This is a genomic window from Sulfitobacter rhodophyticola (assembly GCF_041281685.2).
Classification (GTDB): Bacteria; Pseudomonadota; Alphaproteobacteria; order Rhodobacterales; family Rhodobacteraceae; genus Sulfitobacter.
This window is the reverse complement of the sequence record NZ_CP166254.2, coordinates 1-24,817: the sequence shown is the minus strand read 5'-3', so window position 1 is coordinate 24,817 and position 24,817 is coordinate 1. Positions and strand designations below refer to the sequence as shown.

Annotated in this window: 24 protein-coding genes; 10 read left to right on the top strand and 14 right to left on the bottom strand. The window is 62.3% G+C overall.

Annotated features, from left to right (window positions below):
- Positions 1-69 precede the first annotated feature (69 nt).
- The gene (locus AB4X18_RS21425; RefSeq protein ID WP_370402761.1) at positions 70-960 is read right to left on the bottom strand and encodes an amidohydrolase family protein; all 891 of its coding nucleotides are present in this window, start codon (positions 958-960) and stop codon (positions 70-72) included.
- Positions 951-2,090 (bottom strand): aminotransferase class I/II-fold pyridoxal phosphate-dependent enzyme, encoded by a 1,140-nt coding sequence (locus tag AB4X18_RS21420; protein WP_432817459.1) that lies wholly within the window; start codon positions 2,088-2,090, stop codon positions 951-953. Before AB4X18_RS21420 ends, AB4X18_RS21425 begins: the two co-directional genes overlap by 10 nt.
- A 24-nt stretch (positions 2,091-2,114) precedes the next feature.
- Here AB4X18_RS21420 and AB4X18_RS21415 point away from each other — a divergent pair, with 24 nt between their 5' ends.
- A complete protein-coding gene (locus tag AB4X18_RS21415) occupies positions 2,115-2,873 on the top strand; it encodes an MBL fold metallo-hydrolase (protein WP_370402763.1) in 759 nt (252 codons plus the stop codon).
- Here AB4X18_RS21415 and AB4X18_RS21410 read toward each other — a convergent pair whose 3' ends face one another.
- Genes AB4X18_RS21410 through AB4X18_RS21390 form a run of 5 tightly spaced genes read right to left on the bottom strand, consistent with a single transcriptional unit; the run spans position 2,874 to position 6,324 of the window.
- Positions 2,874-3,167 (bottom strand): CcdB family protein, encoded by a 294-nt coding sequence (locus AB4X18_RS21410; protein ID WP_370402764.1) that lies wholly within the window; start codon positions 3,165-3,167, stop codon positions 2,874-2,876.
- A complete protein-coding gene (locus AB4X18_RS21405; RefSeq protein WP_370402765.1) occupies positions 3,167-3,403 on the bottom strand; it encodes a type II toxin-antitoxin system CcdA family antitoxin in 237 nt (78 codons plus the stop codon). The genes AB4X18_RS21410 and AB4X18_RS21405 overlap by 1 nt, the downstream gene beginning before the upstream one ends.
- A gap of 50 nt (positions 3,404-3,453) precedes the next feature.
- Positions 3,454-4,179, bottom strand: a complete 726-nt coding sequence (locus AB4X18_RS21400; RefSeq protein WP_432817458.1) for an SDR family NAD(P)-dependent oxidoreductase — start codon at positions 4,177-4,179, stop codon at positions 3,454-3,456.
- Between the two features lie 21 nt (positions 4,180-4,200).
- Positions 4,201-5,319, bottom strand: coding sequence for an aminotransferase class V-fold PLP-dependent enzyme (locus AB4X18_RS21395; protein WP_432817457.1), 1,119 nt, complete (start codon positions 5,317-5,319; stop codon positions 4,201-4,203).
- 12 nt (positions 5,320-5,331) lie between these two features.
- Positions 5,332-6,324 (bottom strand): replication initiation protein, encoded by a 993-nt coding sequence (locus AB4X18_RS21390; RefSeq protein ID WP_370402769.1) that lies wholly within the window; start codon positions 6,322-6,324, stop codon positions 5,332-5,334.
- 617 nt (positions 6,325-6,941) lie between these two features.
- Between AB4X18_RS21390 and AB4X18_RS21385 the strand changes: the two genes are divergently transcribed.
- Both AB4X18_RS21385 and AB4X18_RS21380 read left to right on the top strand, forming a co-directional pair.
- The gene (locus AB4X18_RS21385; protein ID WP_370402770.1) at positions 6,942-8,144 is read left to right on the top strand and encodes an AAA family ATPase; all 1,203 of its coding nucleotides are present in this window, start codon (positions 6,942-6,944) and stop codon (positions 8,142-8,144) included.
- Complete coding sequence (locus AB4X18_RS21380; protein ID WP_370402771.1) at positions 8,141-9,130, top strand: ParB/RepB/Spo0J family partition protein; 990 nt, start codon at positions 8,141-8,143, stop codon at positions 9,128-9,130. The genes AB4X18_RS21385 and AB4X18_RS21380 overlap by 4 nt, the downstream gene beginning before the upstream one ends.
- Before the next feature lie 181 nt (positions 9,131-9,311).
- On the opposite strand, the gene AB4X18_RS21375 is transcribed toward AB4X18_RS21380, so the two are convergent.
- Genes AB4X18_RS21375 through AB4X18_RS21350 form a run of 6 tightly spaced genes read right to left on the bottom strand, consistent with a single transcriptional unit; the run spans position 9,312 to position 16,003 of the window.
- Positions 9,312-10,103: an ATP-binding cassette domain-containing protein gene (locus tag AB4X18_RS21375; protein WP_370402775.1), complete on the bottom strand. Its 792-nt coding sequence runs from the start codon at positions 10,101-10,103 to the stop codon at positions 9,312-9,314.
- Positions 10,103-10,972 (bottom strand): ABC transporter ATP-binding protein, encoded by an 870-nt coding sequence (locus AB4X18_RS21370; RefSeq protein ID WP_432817465.1) that lies wholly within the window; start codon positions 10,970-10,972, stop codon positions 10,103-10,105. The genes AB4X18_RS21375 and AB4X18_RS21370 overlap by 1 nt, the downstream gene beginning before the upstream one ends.
- On the bottom strand, positions 10,969-11,820 hold the full coding sequence (locus tag AB4X18_RS21365) for an ABC transporter permease (RefSeq protein WP_432817464.1): 852 nt from the start codon (positions 11,818-11,820) through the stop codon (positions 10,969-10,971). The genes AB4X18_RS21370 and AB4X18_RS21365 overlap by 4 nt, the downstream gene beginning before the upstream one ends.
- Positions 11,813-12,823 carry an ABC transporter permease gene (locus AB4X18_RS21360; RefSeq protein WP_370402773.1) on the bottom strand — a complete coding sequence of 337 codons (1,011 nt, stop codon included), beginning with the start codon at positions 12,821-12,823 and terminating at the stop codon, positions 11,813-11,815. The genes AB4X18_RS21365 and AB4X18_RS21360 overlap by 8 nt, the downstream gene beginning before the upstream one ends.
- 58 nt (positions 12,824-12,881) lie before the next feature.
- Positions 12,882-14,405: an ABC transporter substrate-binding protein gene (locus AB4X18_RS21355; protein WP_432817463.1), complete on the bottom strand. Its 1,524-nt coding sequence runs from the start codon at positions 14,403-14,405 to the stop codon at positions 12,882-12,884.
- A gap of 29 nt (positions 14,406-14,434) precedes the next feature.
- Complete coding sequence (locus AB4X18_RS21350) at positions 14,435-16,003, bottom strand: phytoene desaturase family protein (RefSeq protein ID WP_432817462.1); 1,569 nt, start codon at positions 16,001-16,003, stop codon at positions 14,435-14,437.
- A 114-nt stretch (positions 16,004-16,117) separates the two neighbouring features.
- On the opposite strand from AB4X18_RS21350, the gene AB4X18_RS21345 reads away from it, so the two are divergent.
- Genes AB4X18_RS21345 through ispD form a run of 7 tightly spaced genes read left to right on the top strand, consistent with a single transcriptional unit; the run spans position 16,118 to position 23,879 of the window.
- Positions 16,118-16,909, top strand: a complete 792-nt coding sequence (locus tag AB4X18_RS21345; RefSeq protein WP_370402748.1) for a cyclase family protein — start codon at positions 16,118-16,120, stop codon at positions 16,907-16,909.
- A 5-nt stretch (positions 16,910-16,914) separates the two neighbouring features.
- Positions 16,915-18,477 (top strand): phytoene desaturase family protein, encoded by a 1,563-nt coding sequence (locus tag AB4X18_RS21340; RefSeq protein WP_432817461.1) that lies wholly within the window; start codon positions 16,915-16,917, stop codon positions 18,475-18,477.
- The gene (locus AB4X18_RS21335; protein ID WP_370402749.1) at positions 18,474-18,953 is read left to right on the top strand and encodes a MarR family winged helix-turn-helix transcriptional regulator; all 480 of its coding nucleotides are present in this window, start codon (positions 18,474-18,476) and stop codon (positions 18,951-18,953) included. Before AB4X18_RS21340 ends, AB4X18_RS21335 begins: the two co-directional genes overlap by 4 nt.
- Positions 18,954-18,986: 33 nt before the next feature.
- Positions 18,987-21,137, top strand: coding sequence for a thiamine pyrophosphate-dependent enzyme (locus tag AB4X18_RS21330; protein WP_432817460.1), 2,151 nt, complete (start codon positions 18,987-18,989; stop codon positions 21,135-21,137).
- Positions 21,134-22,669: an indolepyruvate oxidoreductase subunit beta family protein gene (locus AB4X18_RS21325; RefSeq protein WP_370402750.1), complete on the top strand. Its 1,536-nt coding sequence runs from the start codon at positions 21,134-21,136 to the stop codon at positions 22,667-22,669. Before AB4X18_RS21330 ends, AB4X18_RS21325 begins: the two co-directional genes overlap by 4 nt.
- Before the next feature lie 19 nt (positions 22,670-22,688).
- Positions 22,689-23,093, top strand: coding sequence for a RidA family protein (locus AB4X18_RS21320; protein WP_370402751.1), 405 nt, complete (start codon positions 22,689-22,691; stop codon positions 23,091-23,093).
- A 54-nt stretch (positions 23,094-23,147) separates the two neighbouring features.
- Positions 23,148-23,879 (top strand): 2-C-methyl-D-erythritol 4-phosphate cytidylyltransferase, encoded by a 732-nt coding sequence (gene ispD / locus AB4X18_RS21315; RefSeq protein WP_370402752.1) that lies wholly within the window; start codon positions 23,148-23,150, stop codon positions 23,877-23,879.
- An 18-nt stretch (positions 23,880-23,897) separates the two neighbouring features.
- Here the strand turns inward: ispD and AB4X18_RS21310 are convergent, their stop codons facing one another.
- Positions 23,898-24,779, bottom strand: coding sequence for an MBL fold metallo-hydrolase (locus tag AB4X18_RS21310; RefSeq protein WP_370402753.1), 882 nt, complete (start codon positions 24,777-24,779; stop codon positions 23,898-23,900).
- Positions 24,780-24,817: the final 38 nt, after the last annotated feature.

The following is a 24,817-nucleotide window of genomic DNA, read 5'->3' as shown; positions in this document are numbered from 1 at the left end:
ATACGGCCGGTATCCCCTTGGGGTGTGTATACCCCTACGTCACCGCAGGCGCGACCCCTGCTTGCGCTATCAGAACTGATAAAATGCGCGGGCCGTGCCCCCCATGACCGCCGCGCGCGCCTGCGCGTCCGCGCCTACCTCGTCTTCCACGAAATCAAGCAGCGCGGGATAGGTCAGATGCAGGCTGTCCACCGGGAAATTACTGCCGAACATCACCCGTTCTGGGCCGAACCCGGTAAGGATCTCCTGCGTCACCCGCTGCGCAGCGCCTTGCAGATGTGGGCCAAAGAACATCGCATAGCCCGATAGCTTCACGCTGACATGCGGCAGCGCCGCCAGTGCGCCCATGCCTTGCGCCCAAAGGCTGAGGTTTTGCGGATCATAGGGGGAGCCCATGTGATCAATCACCACCGGGATGTCCGGATGATCGTTCAGAAACTCCGCCGCCTGCATCATCTGTTCGGGGTAAAGCTGCAGATCAAACCGCAGCCCATGGTCGGCAAGCAGCGCATAATGCGCGCGCCATGCCGGATCATCCAGCAGGTTGGTCGCGGCAAAGCTGATCTCGGGCCGCTCCGGCAAATGGGAGATGATCTGGCGAATGCCGCGCAGGTTCTTGTGGGCGGTGTGCCTTTCAATCTGCTTTGCCGCATCGACCGCTGTCAGGTCCACGAAGCCGACAATCATAATCGGATGCCTGCTGTCATCGCTGATCTTCTGAATGAACGCGGTCTCCGCCACCGGGTCGGGTATCTTTGGGTCCGCCTGTACATGCACCGATCCGGCAAGAGTACGCGGCGCGGCCTCCCCCAGAAACTCCGGCAGCAGATAATCCCGCTGGATCGGTGTCGGATCGCCGAAAGGTTTCATCGCCCCAATGTCCTTCAGCCACCCATAACCCACATCCAGTTCCGGCGTCTGCGGTGCCCACAAATGGTGATGCCCGTCGATCAATTCCATGCGCCGTCCTTCCAGTCTTTCAACGCCTGCGCCACCCGCGTTAAGCCCTTGCCAAGGTTCACCCCTGCCCCGCCGCCAACACCCAGCCGGATGTGATGCGGCTCGTGATAGGCACTGCCGGGCAGCAGGAACGTGCGGTAGGGATCGTCCAGCAGCCGCGTCGCAAATGCGTCACTGTCCAGCCCTTCAGGCAACCTGCCCAGCCCGATCAACCCCGCGCGCGGCGGTATCCAAGACAGATGTTCCTGATCCGCAACCCAGTCGTTCATCTCCGCCAGATTGGCGGCACCTTCGGCCCGCGCCTTCTCCATCGCCGGGGCCAATCGCGCGGGCCTCAAGGCGATCTCCGCAATCACCTCACCCATGATGTTCATGATCTCCGATGAATTCTCCCGCAGGATCACCGCGTCCATGACCAGCCCCGGATCGGGGCAAATCAGCCACCCCGTCCGCAGCCCCTGCAGCCCCAGCGCCTTGCTGACCGACCCGGTGGTGATCCCCCGCGCGTACATCCCCGCCACCGACGGCGCGCGCGGCCCGTCCCATTCGAGGCCCGCGTAGACCTCATCGACCAGCAACCACGCCCCTGCCCCATCGGCAATCTGCACCAACTCCTGCAAGGTCGCGGCGTCCATCACGTCACCCGTAGGATTGTTGGGATTGGTGACGAAGATCATCTTCGTGTCCGCCGTCACCACATCGCGCATCCGGTCCAGCGGCAGCCGCCAGCCGTCTTCCTCCCGGCGGTTCACCCGAACGATCTCTGCCCCGATGGCCTGCGCCAGCACCTCCGCCTGCGGCCAGCCGGGGGATTCCACAACAATCCGGTCGCCCGGTTCCAGCGTCTGCATGATGGCGAGGTAATTTGCCTCTGCCGCGCCGGCGGTGATCAGCACGTCCTTCGGCGTCAAAACCCCATCCAACCCCGCTTGGCGTAACACATGCGTCCGCAACTCCGGCAGCCCACGAAAATCGCGGTTGTTCCAGTCCAGCGGCAATTCCGGGTCCAGATCCCCCATGAATTCCCCCAGCTTAGGGGACTCCGACAACGAAAAGCCAACAATCGCCTCCGGCTCCGCCTCCACCGTTTCCAGCAGGTATTGAAACAGCCTGTGTATCTTGACTTTCATCGCGCCCCCTCACCCTATAAGGCCATGAAAAACCACTTCACCCTCAAGGGCAAACCGAAACGGCTGGCGGTGCTGGATTATGGCCTGTTCGAGGTCCACGCAGGCCCGCGCACCATCGGCATCTGCGGTTTCGTGGTGGAAACGGACGCGGGCGAAGTGGTGTTGATCGACACCGGCTTTCCTGAGAAATACGCGGTGGATGCCGCCGCCGCGACCGAAGAAGACGCACTGGGGAACTTTGGCCGCGTGCTGTCCGTAACGGTCGAAAACCTGCCCGAAGCGCAGCTGGCCAAACTGGACCTGCGCAAGACCGACATAACCCTGATGATCCAAAGCCACACACACATCGATCACGTCGGCGACATGGACGGATTTCCCGGCGTGCCGATCCTGATTTCCACCGATGAACGCGCCCTGCCACGGCCGCTGTATTGGTCGGGCAAACAGCCGATGGAATGGCCCGACAGGGACTATATCGAGGTATCGGAGGACAGGACGCTGGGTCCCGATTTCGAGGTTCTGCACTGTCCCGGCCACGCACCCGGCCAGCTTGCCTTCATGCTGCGCCTGCCGGATACCGGTTGGGTTCTGCTGACCTCCGACGCGATCAGCCGCGCGTCTGAGATTGACGAGGGATTTGCAGGGTCATGGGATGTGGATCAGGCGATTCACCATGGCGCGCGACTGATGGAGATGGCCGCCGAGCGGAAGGCTTTCGTCATTTTCGGCCACAGCCCGGAACAATGGCCGGTGCTCAAGAAAGCGCCGGAGTGGTTCGCGTAGTCAGTAGCCGATAAACAGAAGATCAAGCGCCCGGGTAATGTCATCGGCATAGGATCTGCAATTGCCCACCGGGCCCGACATCGCACCAACCGGCGTCGCAGCCAGCAGATGTGTCGCAAGCACCAGCGGTTGATCACGGAATTCGATCTGCGGATGCAGCCCCCTGACCGTCTCAGGCACATCCGCGCCAGGGATCAACGGTGCCACAACCCGGCTGCCCGGTATGGTGACAAAATCGCATTGCAGGTCCACAACGAATCCGCCGTTGAAGTGATAAACGTCGTATCGCGCCATCAGAACATGCGGTACTTTTCAAGCGGCAGACCATTCTCCTCGACCCATTTGCCCCAGGCTTCCATCGCCTCCGCATTCTCCCGCTGCCATGCCTCACCTTTGGCTTGGCGCACCGCCTCGTCCAACCCCTTCTCCGCCGCCTGAGAGACATTGACCCCAAGCGCCTTGGCATCCTTCAGCAACGCCTGATCCAGCGTCACATTGGTCGCCTTTTTCCCAGATCCTTGAATACCCATGATGCGCCCTCCTAATGCACATAGAGTATGCGCATCTCCTTACCCATCCGTCAACGCACGTCGCGCCCCTGGTTCAGGATGATCACGTTCCCGCTCGACACGTCTCCGGCCGGGGACACCAGAAACCCGACCCAATCCGCGACCTGATGCGGCTTCATCGGTTCGCCATGCGGCATCTGCGCAATCGCTTCTGCCAGCACTTCTTCGCTGACGACATTGAACAGCGGCGTTTCCGTCATTGCCGGCGCAATCGAATTGACGCTGATCTTGTCGCGGGCATAGCGCCGCGCCAGATCCTTGGTCAGCGTGTCCAATGCGGCCTTTGACGCACGGTAATGCGGCGGATCGAAGGCATCGAAATTATACGCCCCATTTGACGAAATATTGACGATCTTGCGCACCCCGTCGCGCCCTTCCATCAACTTGACGGCGGCTTGCGCACAGTGAAACGCGCCGGAGAAATTCAGCGCCATCTGCGCCTCGAATTCCTCCGCCGGGATATTCGGGAAATCCGACATGAAACAGGTACCCGCATTGTTCACCAGCGCGTCGACCCCGCCGTGGGCCGTACCGATGTGATCGAACGCGGCGGCAATGGCACCGGGGTCCATCAGGTCCACCACGATCCCCTCGAAATGATCCGCCTGCCCCAGTTCCGCCAATCCATCGGCGTCAATATCCAGACCCACCACCTGCAGGCCGTCGGCGATCAACTGTTTTGAAATCGCGCGACCCAGACCGCCGGCAGCACCGGTCACAACGGCTATTTTCCTCATGTCGTCTTCCCCATTTCGTCTCTAAACAAGACTTTTCAGCCCTTCAAACAATTGCTCCACCCCATCGGGTGTCGTGACCGCGCCGGGCGACAGCCGCATAATCTGTCCACGTGTGTCCACATGTACGCGCCGCGCCCGCAGCCCGTCCACCACATCCGCCGGATTGGTCGTGGCTGGCAGCTGCACCATCACCGACCCGCCGCGTCGGGCCTCCTCCGAAGGGGAGGCAAGGGTCAAACCCATCTGAGCCGCACGTACGATAATATCTGCCGTCAATTCCCTGTTCTGCCCCAGAAGCCCCCCCTGCCCCGCGTGCCAGCGCAGCGCGGGAACCGACCCGACACAGGCCAGAACAGACGGCGTGCCATGCTCGAACCGGCGGGCATCCGGGGCATAGTCGAACGCATCCAGATCCCAGGAAAACGGATTGTCCTGGCTGAACCATCCGCGCAACTCAGGCCGCACCTCTGCAATCAGGTCTTCGCGCATCTGCACGACCCCGGCGCCGGGCGTGCCACACAGCCATTTCAGCGTGGTGGAGATCACGAAATCCGCCGGATACTCCTTCAGCGAAAACGGAATGATCCCGATCCCCTGGGTCAGGTCCACGCCGATCACCGACCCCATCTTTTGCCCATGGTCGATCAGCGCCCCCAGATCACACCGATGCGACGCGGTCGAGGTGACAAATGTCAACACTGCCAACCCCACATCCGCATCCCAGACGGATAGCATATCGGCGTCCCGAACCCAGAACTCCCCCTGCCGGACAGGCACGGTTTCCAGTGTGAACCCCAGCCTGTCCTGCATACCCGACAGCAGAAAATGCAGCGACGGAAAGCAATCCGCCGCGATCAGCACCTTCTTGCCGCGCAACCGTTCTGCCGGCAGCCCGCCCAACACCGAAAACAGCGCCGTCGTCACGTTCTCGGCCGAGGTCAGCGTGCCCTCGGGCGCATCGATCAGGCCGCGCCACAGGTCCAGGAATTCGGCACGGGCCGCCAACACATTGGGCCATTGCGCATCATCCACGGCACTCCAGTCCTGCGCGAACTGCGCCAGGGCGGTGGCCATCTCCGCCGCCTTGTCGGGATACAGCCCGATGGAGTGATAGAGGAAATAGGCAGGATCATCAGACATCAATTTCAGTCTCTAAATGGGATTATTCTGTGCATAGGTCTTGAAAAACGCGAGGTACGCCTTGTCGGGATCACGCGCGGGCGGCTTGCCCCCCGCCCAATCGCGCCAGGCCCCTTCGACGAAGTAGATATCATAGCCAGGAAAGCGCAGCTTTGCGGTCTCGTAGGTCTCCGGTCTGAGCGCGGCACCGCGGGCATCCAGCCAGCCGGGCCGCGGTTTCGCCCTTTCCTGCACACGGGTCGCGCGCCCCACCTTGGAAAACGCAAGCTCCCGCTCCGCTTCCGCCTCCCCACCGGCATCCTTGCGCCACCAGCGCAATTCCACATGGGTTACGCGACGCCCCGTCTTCACCGGGGCGACTTCGACGATGTAGTCCGACAGCGCCGACACCTCCTCCACCGCCGGGTCAATCGCGCGCAGCTTGAGGTTGGACCAGGAGGTCAGCTTGCCCTTCGGCACCCCCAGCACCCCGCGCATATCATCAAGGCTGAACTTTTCCGACGACCGCCAGCGCAGATTGCCGCGCTTCTGCACCATCTCGTACAGCGTCAGCGCGTATTTTGAACTCAGCGCGAACATCACTTCGCGTTGCAGCCGCGCAAACACCGTGCTGTCCTTGATGATCCGCCGCAGCCGCTGCGGGATCTCATATTCCAGCAACCCGTCGCGCCGCGCGGTCTCCACGTTGCCGCCCAGCAGTTGCACCCGTTCGATCGCGGGTTCCCCGTCCCGCACCACCTGCACCTTGACGATGGAGGCCATCAGCCGCTCCACACTCGCACCGACCCGGTCATTGGAATTGTGAGAGCCCCGCAGATCGGACTTCGCGATCACATGGGTCACCGGTTTCTCTATTGCGTCCCAGGCGTTTTCCAGAAGCTGGTTGTAAATGCGTCTGTCCGCCAGCGTCAGCGGCGTGACCTCCACCAGGTCGACCAGCTCACCGGGTTTGACCAGCGTCTGCGCGTTTGGCTGTGCGTCTACGGTGCGGTAGGCTTTGCTCATGGCTGGACTTACGTCCTATTCTTACATTTGTTTCTGCTCAGGCGTAAGATATCACAGGGCGTTTCCGCCGTCTATCACCCGATTTGTAAGCGTAGAATCGCCGCGGCTGGCCACGCTGATTCGCAAACCCCTGATCTGCATGGCTATTCTAGCACTCCCTGACGGGTGTTGGGCAGCCACCCGAAAAGTAAGGCGCGTACCCTGCCCCATTTGTAAGTCGCGCGCTCCCACAAGGTAAGTCTATCCCTCCCCAAAGGTAGGCCAATCAACCCCAACAGGTAAGCGTTAGTGCCGAATGAGCCTTGAAAACAGGGGCACCCAGCACCTTGAACAAAGAACACTCAGAATCCAGAACCAAAGGGGTGTTTTTTCATTTGGGTTTTGATGAATGTGGTTGCCAGCCGCTATTCCCACCCTCACCCTGAGGACCAAGACTTACTTTTCGGGATTCGGAAGCGGTTCAAGACGGCTATTCTCAGCCAGACCGCCGCAAATACCAAACGCCACGCCGCCACCCCTCAATTTCCGCCTTTTTCGCCGGTTGGCCAAAAACTTCACACTTGAGCCGCCCCAGCTAATCCTTCATGATTCGCCAAAATATACATCAGAGGCGAAAAATGCAGCAGCCCGTTCTTCCCCCCGTCACCCTGACGGAGCTTGGCAACCTCAGCGACCGCGCCAGCACCGTCATCGAACGCCTGCGCGAACGCATCTATGCCCCCGGCGCGGCAAAGTCCCTTGATCTGCGGTTCAATGTCCGCAAGGCCGCCGACATGGTCGGCCGCAGCGACAAACTGATCCGCGACGCCGAAGCCGACGGACGCCTGCCCGCCCCTGAAAAAGACCCCGACACCAACCGCCGCACCGGATATTCCCTGGCCCAGGTCAACACCATGCGGCAAGTGTTCGGCACCCTGCTCCACCGCGCGCCCGATGATCCCGCGATGGTGCTGGCCATTCAGAACTTCAAAGGCGGCGTTGGCAAATCGACCATGGTCTGCCACCTCGCCCAATATCTCGCGCTCAAAGGGTATCGCGTCTGCGTCATCGATTGCGACAGCCAGGCGAGCACGACGTCGATGTTCGGCCTCAACCCCGATGTGGACGTCGATGAAGACGACGACACGCTTTACCCCTTCTTCCGCCACGGTGGCCCGGACAGCCTGCACTACGCCCTGCGCGCGACCTATTGGCCGGGGATCGCGCTGATCCCGGCGAACCTTGGCCTTTATGATGCGGAGTATGAATTCGCCGCCCGTATGGCCCGCGACAGTACCTTTGTTCTGGACCGCTTGCGCGCGGGAATAGAGTCTATCAAGGACAGTTTCGACGTGATCCTGATGGACCCGCCGCCGGCTCTCGGGATGCTGTCACTTTCGGTGCTGCGCGCTGCCAATGCGCTGGTGATCCCCGCGCCGCCCAACAACATCGATTTCGGCTCCACCGCGCATTTCCTCAAGATGATGGGGGCGACCTTGGATGAACTGGCGCGTGCTGGGGGTGCGCGTGATTATTCTTTTGTTAAAATCTTAGCGACAAAGATGAACGACGCCAAATCGGCGCACCAGGCCATCAAGCGGATGATGGAGGCGGTGTTTCCGATGGATATGATGACCGCCGTGCTGAAGGACTCCGCCGAGATCGACAATGCCGCCGCGAACCTGTCCACGGTCTACGAACTGACCGGTCCGGGCACCCGGACTGAAACCCACAAACGCTGCCGCGCCTATCTGGACGCGGTGAACGCCGAGATTGAACTGCTGATCCGCAAGACCTGGCCCAGTCACCATGGCCGCTTGCGCAAGGAGGGCTTGCTATGAACAAGAAAACCGATGCCATCATGGATGATGTGCTGAGCGGGCTGGACAGCCGCGGCGCAACCCCCGACCGGGGCGGCGCGCGGTTCCTCAAACGCTCCACCGCCATCGCCGAACGGATGACCGGCGAACGGCAGGAGAAAACCCTGCATCTGGTCGATCCCGCCCGCTGCCGGATGTGGGAACGGCACAACCGCGATTATGCGCTGCTGACGCCGGAAAACTGCCGTGACCTGATCGACGGGATCAAGGCGCAGGGCCAGCAGGAATTCCCTGCCATCGTGCGTCGGCTTGACGGCGAAGCCCACGATTTCGAAGTGATCTGCGGCGCGCGGCGCCATTACGCGGTCAGCTGGCTGCGCGCCAATAACTACCCGCAATTCCGTTACCTGGTCGAAGTGCGCGACCTGACCGATGAAGAGGCGTTCCGCCTCGCCGATATCGAGAATCGTGACCGCGAAGATATCTCTGATTATGAACGCGCAGTGGACTATGCGCAGGCGATCAAGCTTTATTACGGTGGTCAACAAAAGGCGATGGCGGAACGGCTGGAAGTCAGCCCGCCGTGGTTGTCACGGTACCTCACGCTGGCCAAACTGCCCGAAGATATCCTTGACGCTTTCGCCACCCGCCGCGACATCCGTGAACGACATGCCCGCGCGCTGAAACCCCTGATGAACGTGCCGGAGCAGGCCGCGGCGATCCTGGAAGAAGCGAAATTCCTTGCCCAGACGCAAGCACGGGCGGCGAAAGGGCAGGGTGGCTATGTGGAGGCACAAGAGGTTTTCAAACGTCTGATGCGCGCCGCCAAGCCGACAGCGAAGGTCGCCAAGGTCACCACCGGCACGCTCTACGCCCGATCGCAGGGGGAGCGGGGGATCATGGTCAAGAAACAGGGCAAGCAAGTGCAGATGAGCTTTGACGCCGATCTGACGGACGGTTCCCTGCGGGCGGCCTTCGAGAATTATCTCAGCGCCAGAAAAAGCTGAATTGCCCATGGGCAATATCCAGAAAATCGATCAAAAACAGTAACTTGAGATATTCCGGACAATCCGCCCCCTCTTTTTGGCCATAAATCCCGCTGCACGACATTGGCCCGATCAAACATCGCTGGCTTGTTGTTCACTACGTTGAAAACAAACATGAAATCCGGAATTGCCCATGGGCAACTCAGGTCCAGGGCTGATGCGGGTCGGGCAGGGGGATCGCGGAAAGCAATTCGCGTGTATAGGCCGCCTGGGGCGCATCGAACAACGTGGCTGTCTGGCTCTCTTCAACGATCTTGCCTTGATGCAGCACCAGCACCCTGTTGCACAAACGCCGGATCACCGACAGATCGTGGCTGATGAAGGCGAGTGTCAGGCCAAGGTCGCGCACAAGATCTTCCAGCAGGTTCAGCACCTGCGCCTGGCTGGACACGTCAAGCCCCGACACGATTTCATCTGCGAGAATGAAATCAGGCCGCAGGGCGATGGCGCGGGCAATGCCCACCCGCTGCCGCTGTCCGCCGGAGAGTTCATGTGGATACCGCTGGGCAAACTCCCGTGGCAGGCCGACCATCTCCAGCGCCTCCGCCACGCGCACATCCAGCCCGCCCAGCCCTTGCAAACGAAGCGGCCCCGCAATGATCCCGCCCACGCGTCGCCGGGGGTTGAGCGATGACATCGGGTCCTGAAAGATCATCTGGAACCGCCGCCGCATCCCGCGCAATTGGTCTTCGGCCAAATGCGTGATGTCCGTGCCGTCGAAATGGATGCTGCCGCCTGTCGGCTCCAGCAGCCGCAACATCGCACGCCCCAGCGTTGATTTGCCGGAACCGGAACCACCAACAATGCCCAGCACGGCGCCTTGTGGCACGTCGAAGCTCAGCCCCTTCAGGATCTCGATTCGCGGCGCGGCGCCGATCAGCGGTTTGCGCGTCATGTCGGGCAGGGACAGGTGCAGGTCGCGGATTTCATACATCATGGCGCGGCCCTCACATCATGTTCCGCGACCTCGCGTTCCACACCATCGATCACGTCCTGCGGCACCGGGGTCAGGCTGCCGGTGGGGTCTGTATAGGTGGGCGTGGCGGCCAGCAGGGCGGCGGAATAGGGGTGTATGGGCCGCATGAAGAACCGGTGCATGTTGGCGTTTTCCACCACCTTGCCGGCATAAAGAACGCTGAGCGTATCGCAGACCTTGGACACCACGCCCAGGTCATGCGTGACGAACAACAGCGCGGTGTCGTGCCGCGCCTGCATGTCGTTGATCAGGCGCAGGATCTGTTTCTGTACTGTCACATCCAGCGCGGTCGTCGGCTCATCCGCGATGATCAGCTTCGGTTCCGCGGCAAAGGCGCTGGCGATCAGGATCCGTTGCCGCATTCCACCTGACAGCTCATGCGGATAGCTGCGCATGATGCGGGGCCCGTCCGGGATGTGCACCTCCTCCAGCAGTTCCAGCGCGCGCGTTTCCGCCGCCGCCCTGGTCCAGCCAAGGATATCGACCAGCCGCCGGGTGATCTGCGGCCCGATGCGCTTGGAGGGGTTCAAAGCGGTCAGCGGGTCTTGGGGGATCAGCGCGGCCAGCGCGCCGATGCGTTTGCGCCGATCCGTCGGAGGCAGGTTTTGCAGGTCCGTGCCATCCAGATTGATCTGACCTGACACCACCTCCAGCGCGCGGGGCAGGGTGCCCAACACCGCCTTGCCGATCATCGACTTGCCGGCCCCCGATTCGCCCACCAGCCCATGCACCTGCCCGGCGCGCACATCCAGCGACACGTCGCGCAGGATCACCGCCCCGCCTTTCACGCGCACCGTCAGGTTGCGGATGGACAGATACCCGTTCATCGCAGCACCGGATCGAAGCGGTCTTTCAGACCCTCGCCCAATTGCGAAAAACTCAGCACCGTCAGGAACAGCGTGATCAGCGGAAAGACCAGCACCCACCATGCCTGATGGACGCTGGTGCGCCCTTCGGCGATCATGCCGCCCCATGTCGGACTGTCGGTGCTGATCGACAGGTTCACAAAGCTCAGGATCGCCTCGACGATCACCGCGATGCCCATTTCCAGCGTCAAAAGCGCTACGATGGTGGGCAGGACGTTGGGCAGGATTTCGGTCAGCATGGTGCCGAACCGCGTGCGCCCCGCGACCTGTGCGCTGGCCACGTAGTCCATCGCGCCTTGGCTCATCGCTTCTGCCCGGATCACGCGGGCAAAGCGGGTCCAGTCGATGATGACGATGGCGATGACGATCGACCAGAGCCCCGGACCCAGCACCGCGATCAGCAGGATGGCGAACAGGACCGGGGGAAAGGCCATCCAGATGTCGACAAAGCGGCTGATGATCCGGTCCGGCCAGCCGCGATAATATCCCGCGATCAGGCCCAGCGTCGCGCCGATGATGCAGGTCAGCGTGCCCGCCACCAGCGCCACGATCAACGCCAGACGCGCGCCATAAAGGATGCGCGACAGCACGTCGCGGCCCAGTGAATCAGTCCCTAAAAGGTATCCCGGCTCTGCCCCGTTCATCCAGAAGGGGGGCATGCGGCCCAGGAACAAGTCCTGCATCAACGGGTCCTTGGGCGCGATCAGCGGCGCGCAAAGGGCGGCAAGCACCAGAACCGTGATCCAGCCCCCCGACAGCCACAGGCGCAGTCCGATGGGGCGTCTGACCTGCCCGCGCGCGTCACGCATGACGCAGCTTGGGGTTCAGCACGACATAGAGCATGTCGACAACAAGGTTCACGATGGTAAAAAGCAGCGCGAACAGGATCACGATCCCCTGTATCAGCGGCAGATCGCGGTTGATCACCGCGTCGATGGCCATGTTGCCCAGCCCCTCGTAGGAAAAAAGCCGTTCGATGATGACCGTGCCGCCAATGAGGAAGGTGAACTGCACCCCGACCAAAGTCAGCGTCGGCAGGATCGCATTCGGCAGCGCCTCGCGGGTGATCACGTGGTTTTCGTCGTAGCCTTTGGTGCGGGCGAGGGTGACGTAATCCAGATGCATCGTCTCTTTCAGGGACTGTTTCAAAAGCTGCGCGATGATTGCAGCCAGCGGGATCGCCAGCGCCAGCGCGGGCATGAACATATGCGCGACCAGATCGGCCCAGACGTCGAACCGCAGGCGCAGAAGGGATTCGAACATGTAGAAATTCGTGGTGAAATCAATGTTCAACGAAGGGGATATACGGCCGGAGATATGAAACACCGGCCAGAGCACCCCAAAAAGTAAGATTAATACCAGCCCCCAAAGGAAATCCGGGATCGACAGCGCCATGCCGGCGGTCACGTCCACCGCGCCTTCGGCCTTGGTATCGCGGAACCGGGTGCCCGCCAGCGCCAGCGCGCCACCAATCAGCATGGCAATCACCAGCGCGAATATCGACAGCTCCAGCGTGGCGGGCAGGCGGCCCAGCACCAGATCGGCCACCGGTTGTCGCAGGGAAATCGACGTGCCGAAATCCCCCTGCATGACGTTGCCGAGCCAGATCACGAACTGCTGGAATATCGACTTGTCGAACCCGTAAAGCGCCTGAAGCCGCGCGATGTCCGCCTCCGTCGCGCCGGGGGGCAGCATCATCGCAATCGGATTGCCCGGCACGACGCGTATCACCACGAAGACAATCACCGCCACGCCGAAAAGCGTGATCACCGTGGTCAGCAGCCGGATCAGGATATTGCGCAGAAGTGTCATGGGAGAAGGCCGTTAATAAAGGCGGGCCGGGCCGTCGCGCGGCCCCGCCCCGTCGGTTTTACGCCCGCGTCATCAGGTGCGGCAGCAGCGCGCCGGAGCGGTGCGGCGTGACCTTCACGCCCGAGGCATGCACGATGGGCTGCACGTATTGCAGCAGCGGGATCACCTCGGCGTTTTCCGCGATCTGGCGGTCGACTTCCTTCCAGCCCGCGATGCGCTTTTCCTCGTCCGCTTCACCCCAAAGCGGCAGGATGGAATTGAACCGTTCCTCCCCGTCCCAGACCGAATGGGGGGAGGGGCCGAACATCGCAAACCCGGTCGATGTCGTCGGATCCCCGACCGAATTGCCCCAGTTGTAGAAGGCCGCGGGGGCCAGTTGATCGGCGGCGCGCAACTCAAAGTGCTTGGCAATCTCGTAAACCTCGATCTCCGCTTCGATGCCCACGCGCCGCCAAAGCCCGACGATGGCCTGCACCATCTCGTAATCCTTGGGCTTGAAGCCCTTGGTCGACTGGATCTTGAATTTCACAGGGTTATCAGGGCCATAGCCCGACGCCGCCAGCAGTTCCTTGGCCTTCTCGGGGTTGTACTCCACCTTGATGCTGTCGTCATAGGCCACGTAGTCGGGCGTTTGCAGCGTGTCGATGGGCACGCCGTACCCCGAAAGCAGGCGGTCGACGATCAACTGCTTGTCGATGGCATGAGCAGCAGCTTTGCGCACGTTGGGATCGGTCATGACTTCGATGTCGTTGAGGAAGATCATCCCGATATCGGATATGGGAGAGGCGGTCCCTTCCAGCCCGTCCTTGGCCTTCAGCCGATCGAATTCCTCGTACGGGATCTCAAGCGTAACATGGGAATTGCCCGATTCCACTTCGGCCACGCGACTGGCCGCATCGGTCACGAACTTGATCGTCACCGTCTTGAATTCCGGCGCGCCGCCCCAGTAGTTTTCGTTCGCTTTCAGACGGACAAACGCATTGCGCTCGAACTTCTCGACCATGTAGGGGCCCGACCCGATGGGCGCGGCCTCAAACCCTTCGGCGCCCACTTCTTCATAGTATTTCTTGGGCATGACATAGCCGGTCAGGAACGACATCCACTTGAAGAACGTCGGTTCGAATTCGGGCATATCGGCAGTCACGCGGTTGCCGTCCGCCTTGATGTTGGTGACCTTGCCCCAGATGAATTGAATGGGGCTGCCGGTGTCGGGGTTGGCGACGCGGGCCAGCGACCATGCGACGTCTTCGGCGGTCAGCGGATCGCCGTTGTGCCATGTGACGCCTTCGCGCACATCCATCCAGATCGCCGTGTTGTCATCGTTCCAGCCGTAATCGGTGATGATGCCCGAACCGAACGTCAGGTCCGGGTTCTGCGGGATATAGAGGTCGAAGACCGATTGGTAGAACCCCTGAATCGTGGGGTTCACAGCGGACAGGCCGACGGTGGGGTCCCAGCTGGGCAGGTTGACGTTGTAGGCGATGACCAGTTCGTCAATGTTGGCAAAAGAGGGCAGGCCCACGGTCGCAAATGCGGCGGCGGCGGCAGAGGTCTTGAGCAGGCTTCTTCTGGATAGTTTCATTGGTTTTCTCCCTATTCGTGTCTGTTTTTTCAGTTTCCGGCGAGTTTTCTGGCAAGCAGGGTGCCGGGCCCCGCCCCTGTGCCGCCACCGGGCCAGACGGCGGCGCCGGTGTGATACAGGTTCTTGATCGGTGTGGTCCCGTCCGCATAGCCACGTGCGGGACGGTTCATGAAATGCTGATGCAAATGGTGGCTGCCGCAGACCTGATCGCCCCCGATCAGGTTGGGGTTGTCGGCCTCCAGCATGTCAGGCGTGACGATGTGCCGGCCGAGGATTTTTGCGCGGGTGCCGGGGGCGTAGTTTTCGAGGATATCAAGCGCGCGGTTTGCGAATGGCTCCGCCGCATCGGCCCAATCGGTCGCGGTGGTCTCGCCCTTGGCGTCGCCCTTGATCCGGCCGGGGGCCATGCGGACCTGCAGCCACAGCACGTGTTTTCCGGCGGGCGCGCGCGTGGGGTCCACGACGGTCGGTTGCCCGCAGACAATCACCGGTTCATCGGGCAGCAGGCCGGCCTTGGCCTGTGCGTAGGTGTGCGCCATCTGGTCCATCGACGGGGCCAGGTGCACATAGGCAAAGCGTTTCAATTCGGGCGCGGGCCAGTCGGGCAGGGCGTCCATCGCAAGGTGGATCATCATCGTGCCGGGGGCGTGCTGGAAGGTCCGCATCGCCTGTTCATGCCGCTTGTCGCCGGTGCCGTCCGTAAGTTTCAGCAGGGCGGAGGGGGAGACATTGGCGATCACCGCCTTTTCCGCATCCACCAGCGTGCCGTCCTCAAAGATGATCCCAAAGGCGCGGCCCGCCGCCTGCTTGATCCCGGTGACGCGCGTGTTGCACTGCACCGTGCCGCCGCGCGCTTCGATCATCTTCACCATGGCGTTGGTGATCGTGTCCGCACCCCCCGCGCCCAGCACCATGCCGAAGGCCTGACCGGCCATCGCCTCCAGATAGGGGAACACCGCACCCCCTGCGACGTCGGGGGCGAAATCAAGGTGCATGCCCCAGGCGGCAAGGGTGGCCTTCACATGGTCGCTCTCAAACGTCTGATCCAGCCAGGCACGGGGCGACATCATTAAAAACCGTGCAAGATCAAGGGTGCCGCCGCCCCCACGGGCGCGCCAGGTCTTCCATCCCAAGGATGAGAATGCACGTAAATTCATAGGACTGCCGAGGACACCAAAGATCGCATCGGCCTCTGCCGGGAAAGCATCGGTCAGCGCCGCCCAGGCGGCAGCATCCGCATCGCTGAAGCCGCGCACGCGCGCCGTCGTCAATGCGGCATCGTTGGAAATGCCCAGCCAGCGACCGTCGGGAAACAGGGTCGCGAAGGGATGCGCGGTGGGCGCGAATTGCAGGCCGTGACGGGCAAGTTCGGCCCCGTGCGTCGTATGAAATGCAGATCCCGCGAACAGCGACAGGTTCATCGCCGCCCAGTCATGGCGATAACCGGGCAGGGTGTATTCCCCCGATTTGACCGCGCCGCCGGGTTCGCCGTTCTGCTCAAAGACGGCGACCTTCCATCCGCGTGCCGCCAGATGGCAAGCGCAGGCGAGCGAATTGTGCCCCGCTCCGATAAATACGGCGTCTGGTTTGGTGGTCATGCAGCTTCACCCGTCTCCCGATAAGATAATTGCAAACGCATGTAATCTTGTCTAGCATTGATTCATCAACACAACCGCGAAGAGAAATACGCGGAATTCAGGGAGAGAGACGACATGGACGCAACAAATGTTGTAAGCAGCCTGGGCGCGATGCTGGCCTCGGGCGGGGTCGAGGTGGTGGATTGTTCCGGTGTGCTGGGGCCGGACACGCCGATTTTGCAACTGCCCCCCGATTTCGCCAAGAACACGCCGAAGGTCGAGATTCACAAGATTTCGGAATACGACAACGACGGCCCGTTCTTTGCCTGGAACTGGATGGTGCTGGGCGAACATTCCGGCACGCATTTCGACGCGCCGCACCACTGGATCACCGGCAAGGATTATCCAGACGGCTATACCGACAGCCTGAACGTGCAGCGGCTGGTGGCCCCGGTGAACGTCATCGATTGTTCGGCGGAGAGTGCCAAGGACGAGGACTTCCTGCTAACCGCCGATGGCGTGAAGGCCTGGGAAAAGGAGCATGGTGAGATTGGCGCGGGCGAATGGGTTGTCATGCGCACCGATTGGGACAGCCGCGTGGATGATGAGGCGAAGTTTCTCAATGCCGATGACACCGGCCCCCATTCCCCCGGACCGACACCTGATTGCATCGAATACCTGCTGAGCAAGAAGATCGTCGGTTGGGGCACGCAGTGCATCGGTACGGACGCCGGGCAGGCCGGCGGGATGGAACCGCCGTACCCCGCGCACAACCTGTTGCACCGGGACAACTGCTTTGGTCTGGCGTCGCTTGCGAACCTCGACAAGCTGCCCGCGAAAGGCGCGATCCTGATTGCCGCGCCGCTGAAGATCAAGAACGGCACGGGGTCTCCGATCCGGGCGCTGGCGCTTGTGCCAAAGGGCTGAGCGCGGTGGCGCGATTTGACCATCTGATCATCGGGACGGGCATCAACGCGCTGGTGGCCGCCGCGATGCTGTCGCGCAAGGGCGACAGCGTGCTGATGATCGAACGGGAAGACCGGATCGGGGGGTGCATGTATACCTCCGATCAGGTGACGCTGCCGGGGTATCATCACGATGTCATGGCCGCGACCTTTGTGCTGTTCCTGACCGGTCCTGCGCATGAGGCGCTGGGGGAGGATCTGGCGAAACACGGGCTGGAATTCTGTCATTCCCCGCATCCCACCGCCGTTCTGCGCCCGGGTGGCAGCGCGCTTGTGCTGACGATGGACCGGGACGCGAATGTGGCCGCGTTCAACGCACGCGGGGCAAAGGACGGCGACCAGCACGAGCGCGATGTGGGCCGGATCGAGGCGGATGCGGATTTCCTGTTTGCGCTGCTGGGCCAGCCGTTGTGGTCGCGCCAGACCGCGGTTTTGATGGCCAAACAGGCATGGAAGCGCGGGTTAGGGCCGCTCAAGGCGTGGTTCGGAGAGGCGATGGAGCCCGCACGCGGCTGGCTTCAAACGCGGTATGACAGTGCCGACGTGCAGGCGATCTGGGCGCCTTGGGTGCTGCATGTGGGGCTGACGCCGGAGGCCAGTTACAGCGGTCAGATGGCGCGGGTCATCGCCTTTGCGCTGGAAGCGGCGGGCGCGCCCGTGGTCAAAGGCGGCGCAGGGCAGGCGGCGGCGGCATTCCGGTCGCTGATCGAAGCCAACGGCGGCAAGATCCGCACCGGGGTGGAGGCGACGCGCATTCTGGTGGACAAGGGCAAAGCCTACGGCGTGCGCACGGCGGATGACGAAAAGATACTGGCGAAGAATGTGATCGCCAGCACCGCGCCGGGGCAACTTTATGACACGCTGCTGCAGGACGCGGAGCGGCCCGAGACCCCGAAGAAATTCCGCCACGGGCGCGGCAATTTCCAGCTGCATTATGCGCTGGACGGACCCGTTGACTGGGCGGCGGACGGTCTGGACGACGTCGCGCTGATCCATCTGGCGGACGGGATCGATTCCGTCTCCAAATCCTGCAACGAAGCCGAGCGCGGGATGCTGCCCGCGACGCCCACGATCTGCGTCGGTCAGCCGCACAGGATGGACCCGACCCGCTGTCCTGACGGCAAGGCGCTGCTGTGGCTGCAAATTCCCGATGCGCCGGTGACCATCAAGGGCGACGCGGCCGGAGAGATCAAGACGACACCTGACTGGACCGAGGCGATGCGCGAAGCTTATGCCGACCGGATCGAAGGCATCCTGGCCGGACACATCCGCAACTGGGACAAGATCAAGCTGAAACGCCGCGCCTATTCCCCCGCTGATCTGGAAGCGATGAACGTCAACCTTGTGGGCGGCGATCCCTATGGCGGCAATTGCGCGCTGGACCAGTTCTTTGTCTGGCGGCCGTTTGCGGGGCAAACGAACAACAGCACGCCGATTGGCAATCTTTATCACATTGGTGCATCGACCCACCCCGGCCCCGGATTGGGCGGCGGTTCAGGGCTGAACGTGGCGAAAGGACTGGGCGCATGAACAAAGCGGCAGAGTTGAAGCCAACGCCGCCCCGTCTGGGCGAAATCGGGCTGGAGAATTTCGCGCCCTACCTGATGAACCGGATCATCGGGCGGTACAATGCGGCGCTGTCTTCGGAAATGGCCGCCCTGGGGCTGACCACGCCGCAGATGCGGTCGCTGGCGGTCCTGTCGGTGATTGACGGCATCCTCATTCGGGAACTGGCGGTCTATGCGGTGGTGCAGCAATCGACCCTCAGCCGCGCATTGGACACGCTGGCGCAGAACGGGCTGGTCCGGCGCGAGACCGATGGCAAGGACAGCCGTGCGACGCGGGTGTTCATCACCGATGCCGGGCGGGAGGCCTACGACCGGATGTGGCCGCATATGGCGGGGGCTTACGAGGCGATGTTCAAGGGTGTGAGCGATGCGGACAAACACGCCTTTGTCGGCACTTTGCAGACCATCCTGCGCAACATTCGCAAGCACGATTTCTAAGACTTTCGGCTTTTAGGGTTTCGGAGAGAGATCATGCCAGAACGATCGTTCAAGGCTGAGGTAGAGCATCTGCGCAAGGGCGATGGCGATGTGTTCACCGGCGAGGGGATTCTGGCCATCACCAAGGCGCTGCTGGAGAACGGCGTGGGATACGTGGGCGGCTATCAGGGCGCGCCGATTTCGCATTTGATGGATGTGCTGGCCGATGCCGAGGAGCTGATGGGCGAGCTTGGCGTGCGGTTTGAGGCGAATGCGTCGGAGGCGGCGGCGGCGGCGATGCTGGCGGCGTCGGTGCATTATCCGATCCGGGGTGCGGTGACGTTCAAGGGGCCTGTGGGCGTGAATGTGGCGTCCGATGCTTTGGCGAACCTGTGTTCGTCTGGGGTGAATGGCGGGGCGCTGATCATCGTCGGGGAGGATTACGGCGAAGGGTCTTCCATCATGCAGGAACGGTCGCACGGGTTTGCGATGAAGTCGCAGTTCTGGATGCTGGACCCGCGGCCAAATTTGCCGTCGATCACCAAGGCGGTGAAGGACGGGTTTGAATTGTCGGAGGCCAGCAACACGCCCGTGATGCTGATGGTGCGCATCCGGTCGTGCCACGTGACGGGCAGTTTTGCCACCAAGGACAACGTCCCGCCGCCGCTGACGGTGAAGGAGGCGATTGCCAATCCGCAGTCGGATTTCAAGCGCGTGGTGCTGCCGCCGTGGAGCTATATTCACGAGCAGGACAAGGTGGAAAACCGCTGGCCTGCGGCGGAAAAGTTCATCATGGAAAACGGGCTGAATGAGGTGTTCGGGCCGGAGAAGGCCAAGCTGGGCATCGTGGTGCAGGGGGGGATGTACAACGGTCTGATCCGCGCCTTGCAGCGTCTTGGTTTGGCGGATGTGTTCGGCCAGACGGAGGTGCCGATTTACTGTCTGAACGTCACATATCCATTGGTTAGAGACGAATTTGACGCCTTTTGCGAAGGCAAGGACCATGTGCTGGTGGTCGAGGAAGGCCAGCCGGAGCATCTGGAGCAGCACCTTGCGTCGTTCCTGTATCGCGGGGGCAAGACGCTGAAGCTTTATGGCAAGGACGTGTTGCCGATGGCGGGGGAATATACCGGCCAGGTGATGCTGGATGGGGTGACGGCGTTTCTGAAACAGGCGGCACCCGACATGCTGCCGGGGCAGGTGCGCGCACCCAACCAGGAAGAACCGGCGATCCCGGATCTGTCGAAAACGGTGCCGATCCGTCCGCCCGGGTTCTGCACAGGTTGTCCGGAACGCCCGATCTTTGCGGGTATGAAACTGGTGGAGGACGAGCTGGGCAAGCACCAGATCACCGGGGATATTGGCTGCCATCTGTTCGGGTCGCTGCCGCCGTTCGAGATTGGCGGGGCGACGATGGGTTATGGCCTTGGACCAGCCGCCAACGCCGCGTTTGATGGCGGGGGGGAGCGGCGCGCGATCTCCATGCTGGGGGACGGCGGGTTCTGGCACAACGGGTTGTCGAGTTCGATCGGGAATATGGTGTTCAACAAGTCCGACAATGTGGTGGTGATCGTGGACAACTATTATTCTGCGGCGACGGGGGGGCAGGATATTCTGTCGAGCCGCGCGCACAACGATACGAAGGCAACGAACAATCCGATCAGCGCGGCGCTGAAGGGCGTCGGCGTCGAATGGATCCGGCAGATTGATCACACATACGATGTGGCACGCGTGCGGGACACCGTGAAAGAGGCTCTAACAACAGATTTCAAGGGGCCGAAGGTGATTGTGGCGTCGTCCGAATGCATGCTGAACAAGCAGCGGCGGGAGAAGCCCATTCGGAACAAGGCGATCAAGGACGGGCGGCGCGTGGATGTGCCGCGCTTTGGGGTGGATAGCGATGTGTGCACGGGGGATCACGCATGCATCCGGCTGTCAGGCTGTCCGTCGCTGTCGCTGAAACGGCTCGATGATCCGCTGCGCGACGATCCGATTGCGCATATCGACCAGACTTGCGTGGGGTGTGGTAACTGCGGTGAAGTGGCGGATGCGGCAGTGCTGTGTCCGTCGTTCTACCGCGCAGACGTGGTGCACAATCCGGGCGGGTTTGAACGCTGGCGCGCCGGGATGCGGTCCCGCGTGATTGGCTGGCTGCAAGCGCGTCGCGATGCGAAACGCCTGCGGCTGGAAGGCACGCCCACATGAACATGGTGCTGCCGCAAAAGACGCCGGATGCCCGTGTCGGCCAGATCATCAAGCTGGCGGTGATGGCCGTGGGCGGGCAGGGTGGCGGCGTGCTGACCGGGTGGATCGAAGGGCTGGCGCGGGCGCAAGGCTATGCCTGTCAGGCGACCAGCGTTGCGGGTGTCGCGCAGCGGACGGGATCGACGATTTATTACGTAGAGATGACGCCCGCGTCGGACCAGACGCCGGTGTTTGCGCTGGCGCCATCGGGCGGTGATGTGGATGTGCTGATCGCCGCCGAGATGATGGAAGTGGGCCGCGCGATCATGCGCGGCTTCGTGACGCCGGACCGGACGGTGCTGATCGGGTCGACGCACCGCGCGCTTGCCGTGTCGGAGAAGATGACGCCGGGTGACGGGATTGCTGACGCTGATGAAGTGCGCGCGGCGGCGGAGATTGCGGCGCAGCAGCTGATCCTCGCGGATATGGAAACGCTTGCCGTGGGGCAGGGATCGGTGATCTCTGCCAGCCTGTTCGGGGCGCTGGCGGGGTCGGGCGCTTTACCGTTTCCGCGCGAGGCGTTCGAGGATGCCATTCGCGCGGGCGGCAAGGGGGTTGCGCCATCGCTGAAGGCCTTCGCAGCGGGGTTTGAGGCGGCGCAAAGCGGCGCGCCAGAGCCTGAAAAGAAAACGCGCACGCCACAGCCTGCCTTGCAGGGCCCCAAGGGGGAAATGCGCAAATGGGACGCGTTGCTGGCCCGCGTCACGGCGATGCCGGGTCCCGTGCAGCAGATGGCGCAGGCGGGGCTGACCAAGGTCGTGGATTTTCAGGATTGCACCTATGGCGGGGTTTATCTGGATCGGCTTGATGCGGTGATCGCGCGCGACACCGCCGCCCATGAGTGGCTGCTGAGCGCTGTGGCGGCGAAGTACATCGCCAATGCGATGGCCTATGATGACATCATCCGGGTGGCGGACCTGAAGACCCGGCAGCCCCGGATGGACCGGATCAGGGATGAAATGGGCGCGCAGGACGCCAATCTGGTGGAGTTGACGGAGTTCTTTCATCCCCGTGCGGAGGAGATTGCCAGCCTGATGCCCGCCAAGATGGGTGCAAAGTGGGAGGCGAACCCGAAACGCATGGCGCTGCTTGATCGGTTGTTCAACAAGGGCAGGCGATTGCGCACGCATAGGCTGCGGTCGTTTCTGATGCTGCATGTGCTGGGCGGACTGAAGGGTTATCGGCTGCGCACGCGGCGGCACGAAGTGGAGGTCGCGCATCTGGAGGCCTGGCTGGCGCATAGCCTGAAACCGCTGGACAGAGACTATATGCTGGCCGTGGAACTGCTGAAGAACCGGCGGCTGGTGAAGGGGTATTCCGACACCCATGCACGCGGGCTGACCAAATTTGCCACTGTGATGCATGCCGCGCACCTGCTGGAAGGGCGCAAGGATGCGGCGGAATGGATGAACCGGCTGCGCGAAGCGGCCTTGCAGGACCCCGAAGGCAAGGCGCTGGCCGGGGCGATTGAAACCGTTCGGAGTTTTGTCTGAACCCAAGGGAGGAAAACCAATGACGGCAACACGTGTGAACCCCGAGACGATGTATGACAGTCTTGCGTTTGGCTTTTCCCATGGCGCGGTGTCCGATGGGGGTCGGATGCTGCATCTGGCGGGGCAGGTGGCATGGGACTCAAAGGGGCAGTTGGTGGGCGCGGGTGATCTGGCCACACAGGCGCGGCAGTGTCTGGCCAACCTCAAGGAGGTCTTGGCCAGTCAGGGCGCGACGCCCGCCGATCTTGTGCGGATCCGGACCTATGTGGTGAACCACACGCCCGACATGCTGGGGCCGGTGTCGGGTGAGATCATGGCGTTCTACGGCGATGCCACCCCTGCGCCGAACACATGGATTTCGGTGCCGGGGCTGGCGATGCCGGAATTCCTGATCGAGATTGAGGGGACGGCGGTGCTTCCCTAAGACCGCGCAACACCCCTATACTGCGCCGAGTGGTAGACAGGGGACCGCAACCAGATGAGCAATTCACATACACGCGCCGCTGTCCTGATCGTGGCGGCGGGCCGGGGGCGGCGGTTTGGGGATGAGATGCCCAAGCAGTACCTGCCGATTGCTGGCGTCTGTTCCCTGCGGCGGTGCCTGGAGACGTTTCTGGCGCTGGATGCCATCGCCATGGTGCAGACCGTGATCCACCCCGACGACAGCGAGATGTACGCGCAGGCGGTTGCGGGGCCGCCGGATGACCGCGTGCTGCCGCCCGTGTCGGGTGGTGCGACCCGGGCGAAATCGGTGACCTGCGGTTTGCAGGCGCTGGCGGCACACAGCCCCGATTGCGTGCTGGTGCATGACGCGGCGCGGCCTTTCGTGTCGGAACGGATCATACTGGATGTGCTGGGTGAATTGCGCCATGCCGATGCGGCCTTTGCCGCGCTGCCGGTGGTCGATGCGCTGTGGCAGGCCGCAGATGGCGCGGCGATAAACCCGGTGCCGCGCGACGGGTTGTGGCGCGCGCAGACGCCGCAGGGGTTTCGCTTTGACCCACTGCTGGCGGCGCATCTGGCTTATGAAGGGGACGCCGCCGATGATGTGGAGATTGCCCGCGCCATGGGCATCGACGTGCGGATCGTCACGGGTGCGTCAGAGAATTTCAAGATCACCACGCGCGCCGATCTGGAGCGGGCAGAACAGATTGCCGCCGCCCGTCTGGTCCCGCTGACCGATTTGTCGCCGCAGGCGGCGCGCGGCTGATCCGGCGTGCCTGGCCGGTCAAAGCTTGTTGACCGGCGTCTTCAGCATCATGTTGCCGTCTTCGTCCTTGGGCACTTCGCCCGCGCGCATGTTGACCTGCAGGGACGGCAGGATCAGCTTGGGCACGGCCAATTGCTTGTCCCGTTCGGTGCGGAACTTGATGAACTCTTCTCGCGTCTTGCCGCCGCCGACGTGGATGTTGCTGGCACGCTGTTCGCCGATCGTCGTCTCCCACGCGATGGCGCGGCCGCCGGGGCCGTAGTCGTGACAGATGAACAGCCGCATGTCGTCCGGCAGGGTCAGCACCCGCTGAATGGAATCGTAAAGCTGCCCCGCATCGCCACCGGGGAAATCCGCGCGCGCTGATCCGCCGTCGGGCATGAATAACGTATCCCCCGCAAAGGCCGCATCGCCGATCACATGCACCATGCAGGCCGGCGTATGCCCCGGTGTGTGCATGGCAAATCCTGTCATGCCGCCGATCTGATAGGTGTCCCCATCGGCAAACAGCGCATCGAACTGGGAACCGTCGCGCTGGAATTCGGTGCCTTCGTTGAAGATCTTGCCGAAGGTGTCCTGCACCGTCTGGACATGTTCGCCGATGCCGATCTTGCCCCCCAGCTTGTCTTGAATATAGGGCGCGCCGGACAGGTGGTCGGCGTGCACATGGGTTTCGATGATCCATTCCAGCGTCAGACCGTTGTCGCGGATATGGTCGATCATCTCATCCGCGCAACCGAAGGTCAGCCGCCCGGCGGCGGGGTCGAATTCCATCACCGGATCAATAATCGCACAGGCGGTGGAGCCGGGATCGCGCACGACATAGCTGATGGTGTTGGAATCCGGGTCGAAGAAGCCTTTGACGTCCGGTTTGACAGACATATCAACGGGCAAGGTCATGGCGTGGTCCTCTTTTTGGCTGGTGTGATGACGGATCA

Excerpts from the sequence above, each read along its gene's own strand:
- AB4X18_RS21360 (WP_370402773.1), bottom strand. The coding sequence starts at position 12,823 with ATGACACTTCTGCGCAATATCCTGATCCGGCTGCTGACCACGGTGATC.
- AB4X18_RS21390 (WP_370402769.1), bottom strand. The coding sequence starts at position 6,324 with ATGAGCAAAGCCTACCGCACCGTAGACGCACAGCCAAACGCGCAGACG.
- AB4X18_RS21370 (WP_432817465.1), bottom strand. The coding sequence starts at position 10,972 with ATGAACGGGTATCTGTCCATCCGCAACCTGACGGTGCGCGTGAAAGGC.
- AB4X18_RS21395 (WP_432817457.1), bottom strand. The coding sequence starts at position 5,319 with ATGTCTGATGATCCTGCCTATTTCCTCTATCACTCCATCGGGCTGTAT.
- AB4X18_RS21355 (WP_432817463.1), bottom strand. The coding sequence starts at position 14,405 with ATGAAACTATCCAGAAGAAGCCTGCTCAAGACCTCTGCCGCCGCCGCC.
- AB4X18_RS21410 (WP_370402764.1), bottom strand. The coding sequence starts at position 3,167 with ATGGCGCGATACGACGTTTATCACTTCAACGGCGGATTCGTTGTGGAC.
- AB4X18_RS21405 (WP_370402765.1), bottom strand. The coding sequence starts at position 3,403 with ATGGGTATTCAAGGATCTGGGAAAAAGGCGACCAATGTGACGCTGGAT.
- AB4X18_RS21345 (WP_370402748.1), top strand. The coding sequence starts at position 16,118 with ATGGACGCAACAAATGTTGTAAGCAGCCTGGGCGCGATGCTGGCCTCG.
- AB4X18_RS21310 (WP_370402753.1), bottom strand. The coding sequence starts at position 24,779 with ATGACCTTGCCCGTTGATATGTCTGTCAAACCGGACGTCAAAGGCTTC.
- ispD (WP_370402752.1), top strand. The coding sequence starts at position 23,148 with ATGAGCAATTCACATACACGCGCCGCTGTCCTGATCGTGGCGGCGGGC.
- AB4X18_RS21420 (WP_432817459.1), bottom strand. The coding sequence starts at position 2,090 with ATGAAAGTCAAGATACACAGGCTGTTTCAATACCTGCTGGAAACGGTG.
- AB4X18_RS21385 (WP_370402770.1), top strand. The coding sequence starts at position 6,942 with ATGCAGCAGCCCGTTCTTCCCCCCGTCACCCTGACGGAGCTTGGCAAC.
- AB4X18_RS21375 (WP_370402775.1), bottom strand. The coding sequence starts at position 10,103 with ATGTATGAAATCCGCGACCTGCACCTGTCCCTGCCCGACATGACGCGC.
- AB4X18_RS21320 (WP_370402751.1), top strand. The coding sequence starts at position 22,689 with ATGACGGCAACACGTGTGAACCCCGAGACGATGTATGACAGTCTTGCG.
- AB4X18_RS21335 (WP_370402749.1), top strand. The coding sequence starts at position 18,474 with ATGAACAAAGCGGCAGAGTTGAAGCCAACGCCGCCCCGTCTGGGCGAA.
- AB4X18_RS21350 (WP_432817462.1), bottom strand. The coding sequence starts at position 16,003 with ATGACCACCAAACCAGACGCCGTATTTATCGGAGCGGGGCACAATTCG.
- AB4X18_RS21380 (WP_370402771.1), top strand. The coding sequence starts at position 8,141 with ATGAACAAGAAAACCGATGCCATCATGGATGATGTGCTGAGCGGGCTG.
- AB4X18_RS21365 (WP_432817464.1), bottom strand. The coding sequence starts at position 11,820 with ATGCGTGACGCGCGCGGGCAGGTCAGACGCCCCATCGGACTGCGCCTG.
- AB4X18_RS21400 (WP_432817458.1), bottom strand. The coding sequence starts at position 4,179 with ATGAGGAAAATAGCCGTTGTGACCGGTGCTGCCGGCGGTCTGGGTCGC.
- AB4X18_RS21425 (WP_370402761.1), bottom strand. The coding sequence starts at position 960 with ATGGAATTGATCGACGGGCATCACCATTTGTGGGCACCGCAGACGCCG.
- AB4X18_RS21330 (WP_432817460.1), top strand. The coding sequence starts at position 18,987 with ATGCCAGAACGATCGTTCAAGGCTGAGGTAGAGCATCTGCGCAAGGGC.
- AB4X18_RS21415 (WP_370402763.1), top strand. The coding sequence starts at position 2,115 with ATGAAAAACCACTTCACCCTCAAGGGCAAACCGAAACGGCTGGCGGTG.
- AB4X18_RS21325 (WP_370402750.1), top strand. The coding sequence starts at position 21,134 with ATGAACATGGTGCTGCCGCAAAAGACGCCGGATGCCCGTGTCGGCCAG.